General features: G+C 64.0%; 4 protein-coding genes. 1 reads left to right on the top strand and 3 read right to left on the bottom strand.

Annotated elements, in window-relative coordinates; all coding sequences use genetic code 11:
- Positions 1 to 5: 5 nt before the first annotated feature.
- On the bottom strand, positions 6 to 3,269 hold the full coding sequence (gene mscM, locus BN1134_RS17450; protein ID WP_052449531.1) for a miniconductance mechanosensitive channel MscM: 3,264 nt from the start codon (positions 3,267 to 3,269) through the stop codon (positions 6 to 8).
- A 156-nt stretch (positions 3,270 to 3,425) separates the two neighbouring features.
- Between mscM and BN1134_RS17455 the strand changes: the two genes are divergently transcribed.
- Positions 3,426 to 4,766, top strand: a complete 1,341-nt coding sequence (locus BN1134_RS17455; RefSeq protein WP_042048747.1) for an MATE family efflux transporter — start codon at positions 3,426 to 3,428, stop codon at positions 4,764 to 4,766.
- Here the strand turns inward: BN1134_RS17455 and BN1134_RS17460 are convergent.
- Both BN1134_RS17460 and BN1134_RS20095 read right to left on the bottom strand, forming a co-directional pair.
- Positions 4,756 to 5,580 carry a peptidoglycan DD-metalloendopeptidase family protein gene (locus tag BN1134_RS17460; protein WP_198133212.1) on the bottom strand — a complete coding sequence of 275 codons (825 nt, stop codon included), beginning with the start codon at positions 5,578 to 5,580 and terminating at the stop codon, positions 4,756 to 4,758. The two genes, BN1134_RS17455 and BN1134_RS17460, sit on opposite strands and share 11 nt — an antisense overlap.
- A 2-nt stretch (positions 5,581 to 5,582) precedes the next feature.
- The coding region (locus tag BN1134_RS20095) for a hypothetical protein (protein WP_042048749.1) at positions 5,583 to 6,269 on the bottom strand (687 nt) is incomplete at its 5' end.

The following is a 6,269-nucleotide window of genomic DNA, read 5'->3' on the forward strand; positions in this document are numbered from 1 at the left end:
TTCCTTTAGGCCCGGGTCAGGCGAATGTCGACTTGTTGGTGGGGCAGTGTCATGCCGTGCGCACGCAGGCGAGCGAGCACCTTGCTGTGCAGCTCGTGGGTGATCGGCATGCGATCGTCGAGGCTGTTGACGTAGACCCGCAGCTCATAGATGAGGGCCGAATCGGTGAACTCCACCAGGTAGATGGAGGGGGTGGGGGTATCGAGCACCAAAGAGCAGTCGTGGATGGCCTCATGCAGCAGCGGCTCGAGGTCGTCGACGTTGGCGCTCAGCCCGATGCGGATGCGCAGCTTGACCCGGGTGATGGCATCCGACAGCGACCAGTTGATGAACTGTTCGTTGATGAACGCCTTGTTGGGCATGATGATCTCCTTGCGATCCCAGTCGACGATGGTGGTCGCCCGGGTCTTGATGCGGGTGACGGTGCCGGTGAGATCGCGGATGGTGACCGTGTCACCGATGCGGATCGGCTTTTCAAACAGGATGATGAGACCCGAGACGAAGTTGGCAAAGATCTCTTGCAGGCCGAAACCGAGGCCGAACGAGAGGGCCGCCACCAGCCACTGGATCTTCGACCAGTCGATGCCGAGCATGGAGAAGCCGAGCAATGCTCCCACGACCAGGATCAGGTACTTGGTCACCGTGGTGATGGCAAAGCCAGTGCCCGGGGTCAGGCTCAGGTGTTGCAGCAGGGTCAGCTCGAGCAGGCCGGGCAGATTACGCACCATGACGATGGTGATGATGAAGATGAAGGCGGTCACGGCGATATCTTGCAGCGTGATGCCGTTGAGCTGCTCTATGCCGCCTATGGTGCTGCTCACCTGCCACAGCTCGATGTCGCCGAGGAAGCGGAAGGCGGCGTTCAAATCCGACCAGAGCACCAGCATCAGCGCCACATAGCCCAGGGTCAGCAGGGTGCGGATCAGGCCGAGTGACTGGGCACTGATGGTGTCCAGATCCGGCTCCAGGTTGTCATCGACCAGATCGTGCTGCTCGCCCTGGCTCTCTTCCTGCTGGCCGCGCTGGGCCACCTTCTCGGCCCGTTTGGCCTTGGCCCGCTCGAATTGCAGGCGGCGACGCTGGATCAGCATCCAGCGCCGCGCCAGGTAGTAGACCAGCAGGAACAGGAGGGCACACAGCAGCGAGAGCTCCAGCTGGCGCAGCAGGGTGCGCGCCGTATAGAAGTAGCCGAGCAGGGCTCCCAGCACCGCCAGCAGTGGCGCCAGCATCAGCAGATTCCAGATGAAGTGGTGCAGCAGGTGTGGCTTGCTCATGTCGCTCTGCCCCCAGGTGAGCGGCAATCGCTCCCGGTTGAGGCGGGTGAAGAAGAGCAGCAGCCAGAGGGAGCCGACCACGAAGGCGAGGCGGCCTATGGTGTCGTAGAAGGCGTGTTCGGGATAGGCGTCGGCCACCCCTTGGATAAACAGGCTGGGGATGAGCACTAGCATCAGGGTGCGGAACTGGCGCCAGATCTTCTGTACCCGTGTTTCCGACCAGCGAAAATGCAGGCTGAGCAGCCCGCGCTCGAGACAGAGGTGGCGTGTCAGCAGCAGCGCCAGCAGCAGGAACCAGAGCTGACTAAGGCTGCCGGCCACCGCATTGGCGAAGGGGTACTCCCAGTCACCCGCCAGCAGGCGTTGCAGCAGGATCAACATCAGCGGCAGCGGCAGGGCAGCCAGCACGGCGCGCAGGAGCAAGCGGGTGCTCAGGCTGAATTTGTCCTGGGTCACCTTGCCGATGCGTGGCGCTATCTCCTGGGTATAGGCCACCAGATGCCGGCTCAGGCGCAGCCAGAGATAGCCGAGCAGGGCCAGCGCCAGCAGCGAGAAGACCAGGGTCGGCAGTGGATTTTCGGCCAGTGCCAGCGGTAACTGCTGCCAGTTGCCGGGGGCGAAGGCCAGGGCCAGTGCACTCGGCAGTGAGGTAAGCTGCTCCAGCCCGATCGGCCGCACATCCGGCAGCCAGAAGAGGTGACTGGTGCCCTGCTCGCGGATCTCGGCCGTCTTGCTGTTCTGGCGGCTGTAGAGCAGCTTGAGGCGGGTCTGCTCCTGCAACAGGCTGTCGGCGGCATCGGTCAGGCGGGTCAGCAGCTGGCGGCGCGCCTTGAGCAGGGTATCGAGCAGAGTTTGCTGGGCGCGATCCAGCGTTGCCGCATGCTCCAACTGGCGCTTGCTCAGGGTCAGGTCGGTGAGCCCCGCCAGCTCGTTCTCATACTGGTGTTTGCTGATGCGGGTCTGGACGATTCCATTTTCGAGCTTGCCAAGTGGGTAGGGGGGCGGCAGATCGCCGAGCTTGCTGCGCAGGTTCTCCCCATAGGCGTTGCTCACTTGCAGCCACTCCAGCTGCTCGCGCAGGGTATTGCCCAGCTCTCCCAACTCGCCGAGGCGCTGATCCACCTGCTTTTGCTCCTGCTGCACCGTGTCGATCTCGTCTTCGAGGGCTCCCAGGCGCAGCGAGAGGGTCTGGTTGTACTGCTGCATCTCCTGCAACAGCGGCTGATCCGAGGTGAGCTGCTGGCGCAGCCGTTCACTCTCGGCCAGCGCCTGTTCGGTCTTTTCACGGCGCAGCTGGTTCTGCCGGGCCAGCAGACTGGCTTGCCACTCGTCTTCGTCGGTGATGGCGAGGTTGACCTCCTGCAGGCGCAGCTTGGCCAGATCGGTGCGCTGGGGGGACGAGAGCTGTTCGAGCTCGAGCATCATGATGCGATCGCTCAGGCTCTGCTCGCGGACTTGGTTCAACAGGCGGTTGGCCTCGTCGAGGCGGCCGCTCTCGGCGCTCAGGGCCAGCCGCTCGTTTTGCTGGCGCACCTGCAACAGTTGGCGGCGCAGCTCGTCCACCCGCTGGTGGTAGTCAAAGCCGCCGCTCTCCATTTGGCTCAGCTCGTCAGTCAGGGTCTGGCGCTGGCGCCGCAGCTCGAGCTGGCGGTTGCTGCTCTTGCTCATGGCCAAGCTCAAGTCCGCTTCGTTGAGACGGTTGAGCTGACCGCGCTGGGGCGGCCGCCAGTCTTGCAACCGCTCCTTGAGGGCTAGCGAGCTCTGCGGGTAGCTGACCAGCGCCTCCTGATAACTCTGGATCTGACCGCGGTAGCGCTCCCCTTCGCGGGCCGCCTGCAACGCCTGTTGCAGCGCTTCGCGCAGCTTCAGGTTTTCCGCGGCATCCCCCTGGGGGACGGTGGCAAGCTGCTGCTCAATCTGGGGGATGACAGGCAGGGGGGCGGCGCCGAGGCGGAAGGCGAGGAAAAACAGCAACAAAAAAAGAGAAAGGCGCATGATTCGTCTCGGTCAAATTCCTGGAGGAGGGTTGGCCGTGGGCGGCAGGTGCTCACTAGCCTAAGCCAGGGGGAGGGCAGGGTAAAGCACCGCTTCGGCTCCAGTGCGTCGGGCGGATACGTTATGATGGCGCTCCTTTCGTCTCGAGATATCTCCATGTCTGTCAGTGACCTGGGTTCAGCCCCGCTTGGCCGCCTGTTCTGGCGTTATGTCACACCGACCGTCGCCGCCATGCTGGTGACGGGCGTCTATGTCACCATCGACGGTATCTTCGTCGGCCATCTTCTGGGTCAGGATGGTTTGGCCGGCATCATGCTTGCCTACCCTATCTGCGCCGTGCTCTATGCGGTTGGGGCCCTGATTGGGATGGGGGCCTCATCGCTCGCCTCGTTTCACCTCGGCAAGGGGGAGAGGGCGCTGGCGCGGCATATCGTCGGCAATGCCCTGCTGTTGGTGCTGCTTGCCTCGGCATTGCTGGGAGGCATGGGGCTGTGGTGGGGGGACGAGGCGCTGCGTTGGATGGGGGCCGAGGGCGTTATCTTTGATGCCGGCCTCGATTATTTGAACTGGTACGCCAGGCTCGGCGGCTTTGCTGTGCTCTCGATGGCGTTTACCTCGCTTCTGCGCAATGACGGTCGACCCGGCCTCACCACCTGCATCCTGGTGGTCGGCGGCTTGCTCAATGTGTTGCTCGACTATCTGCTGATGGTGGTCTTTCCGCTCGGGCTGGCCGGGGCGGCCATCGCCACCATGCTCTCCCAGGCGGTGACCGGGTTGTGGGCGCTCAGCCACTTCTTCACGGCGCGCAGCCACCTGCGCATCCGTCGCCATACCCTGCTGCCTGAGTGGCACCTGATGGGGCAGACGCTGCGCCTCGGGATCTCGAGTTTTCTCATGTATCTCTATCTCTCGGTGGTGCTGGCGCTGCATAACAAGGCGCTGCTGTGGGTCGGCAGCTCGCTGCATGTGGCGGCCTACGGGGTGATCAGTTACACCGAGGCCTTCTTTTATCTCATCTTCGAGGGGATCGCCATGGGCATCCAGCCCATCGCCAGTTTCAATGCCGGAGCCGGGCACAGGGCGCGGGTGCTGCGCATCCGCAACCTGGCGCTCGGGGTGACGCTGATGGTGGCCGTGGCGGGCTGGGTTCCGCTCTATCTCTGGCCCGAGGGGGCGGTGTGGCTGTTTGCCGGCGACAATGCCGAGCTGCTGCCGGTGGCCACCCTCGGGATCTGGCTCTACTTCTGGGGGCTGCCGATGGAGGGGTTGCTGCTGGTCGGCGCCACCTACTTCCAGGCCATCAACCGGCCGCGCATCGCCTCGCTGCTGACTGGGGGCAAGCTGGTGCTGATCGGCCTGTTCCTGTTTGGTTTCGGTTACCTGTTCGGGGTGCCCGGTGTCTGGCTGTCGCTCTCCTCCTGCAGCACCCTGCTGGCGTCGATCATGCTGGCGGCCATGTGGCAGGAGAGCCGCCAGCACGGCTCACTCAGGGCTTGAAGGCACCGATGAAGATGGCCGGATCGACCCGGCTGCCGTTGAGGCTGATATTCCAGTGCATGTGCGGGCCGGTGGCGCGTCCGGTCATGCCGACGTTGCCGAGCACGGCGCCGCGTGCCAGCTTGTCGCCCACCTTCACATCGACGGCGGAGAGGTGGCAGAACATGCTGATGAACCCCTGGCCATGGTCGATGAAGACGGTGCGGCCATTGAAGAAGTAGTCACCCACTAGGATGACGGTTCCGGCGGCAGGGGCCTTGATCGGGGTGCCGAGGCTGGCGGCAAAATCCAGGCCGGAGTGGGGGTTGCGCTCCTCGCCGTTAAAGAAGCGGCGCAGGCCGAAGGGGCTGGAGAGCGGGCCGCTGACCGGTCTGTCGAGCAGCAGGTTGCTCGGTGTGCCGGGGGTGAAGGTGGCGTAGGCCTTATTCTGCTCGGCCAGTTCGCGGTTGATGCGCTCGAGATCCTGGGCCAGCGGATTGACCTGGCGCTTGTTGGCCAGCTTGATGTGCTGCTCACGATAGCGTTTGGGTTGCACGGTGAAGGAGAGGGTGCGGCCATCATTTACGCTCAGCGTCTGCTCCCCTGTGGGGGTCTTGAGGTCGATGCCGACCACGGCAATCCAGTGGGTTCCCTCCTCTTTCACCACCATGACCGGTTTGCCGTTAAAGCTGGCCTGCGGCGGCTGGGAGCCATCCCCCAGATTGAGGACGGCCACGCCACCGGGGACGGGATGGTGAAGCAGTCGGGTCAGAAAGCCTTCGGCGTGAGCGGTGAGGGAGAAGAGCAGGGCAGAGAGCAACAGCAGGGAGCGCATCATCATGATTCCGGTTGAGGGTCTAGGTCTTGGTAGATCTGCTCGAGACGGGTGCTGACCTCCTGGTGCAGCAGATCCAGCTCGAGCATGTCACGCAGCACCTGATATTGGTGTGCGTTGAGCAGACTGGCCGTCTGGGCCAGCAACTGCTGGGTGGCCTGGCGCTGGGCTTCCAGCCATAGTTCCGGGTCGGTGGCCAGATTCTGGGTCAGTTGCTGCTCTGCGTCGACCATCATTCGCTGCAAGGCGTCGCGCTGCGGCGCACTGAGCAGCTCACCCTGCTCGGCCATCCTGCCCTGCAACTCGCGCATGCGGTAGGGGTCGTCACTGCCGAGTGTGCGTTCGAGCCGCCCCTGGGTCTGCGGATCGGTCAGCATGGCGATCTCCTCCCAGATGGCCTTGCTGCGCTGCCCATAGTTGGCCGGTTGCTCGAAGCTGAGGCGATAGAGCTCCTCGAGCAGCTCGCTTATCTGTGGTTGCAGGGCGGGGGAGATGCTCAGCTGGCTGAACAGGGCGGGCAACGAGCGCCCCTGCTCGGCGACAAACAGTCTGGCGAGCAGCTGGCTCCCCTCACTGCCACGGGTCCATTCGCTGATGGCCTGCTCCAGCTCCAATGGCGGCGGCAGAAGTGGGCCGGTATCGGGTCGACTGCCGATAGCGGGGCGCTTGCCGGGTTTGAGGGGGGCGGC

It is taken from the genome of Aeromonas simiae (assembly GCF_000820125.1).
GTDB lineage: Bacteria > Pseudomonadota > Gammaproteobacteria > Enterobacterales > Aeromonadaceae > Aeromonas > Aeromonas simiae.

Excerpts from the sequence above, each read along its gene's own strand:
- BN1134_RS17460 (WP_198133212.1), bottom strand. The coding sequence starts at position 5,580 with ATGCGCTCCCTGCTGTTGCTCTCTGCCCTGCTCTTCTCCCTCACCGCT.
- BN1134_RS17455 (WP_042048747.1), top strand. The coding sequence starts at position 3,426 with ATGTCTGTCAGTGACCTGGGTTCAGCCCCGCTTGGCCGCCTGTTCTGG.
- mscM (WP_052449531.1), bottom strand. The coding sequence starts at position 3,269 with ATGCGCCTTTCTCTTTTTTTGTTGCTGTTTTTCCTCGCCTTCCGCCTC.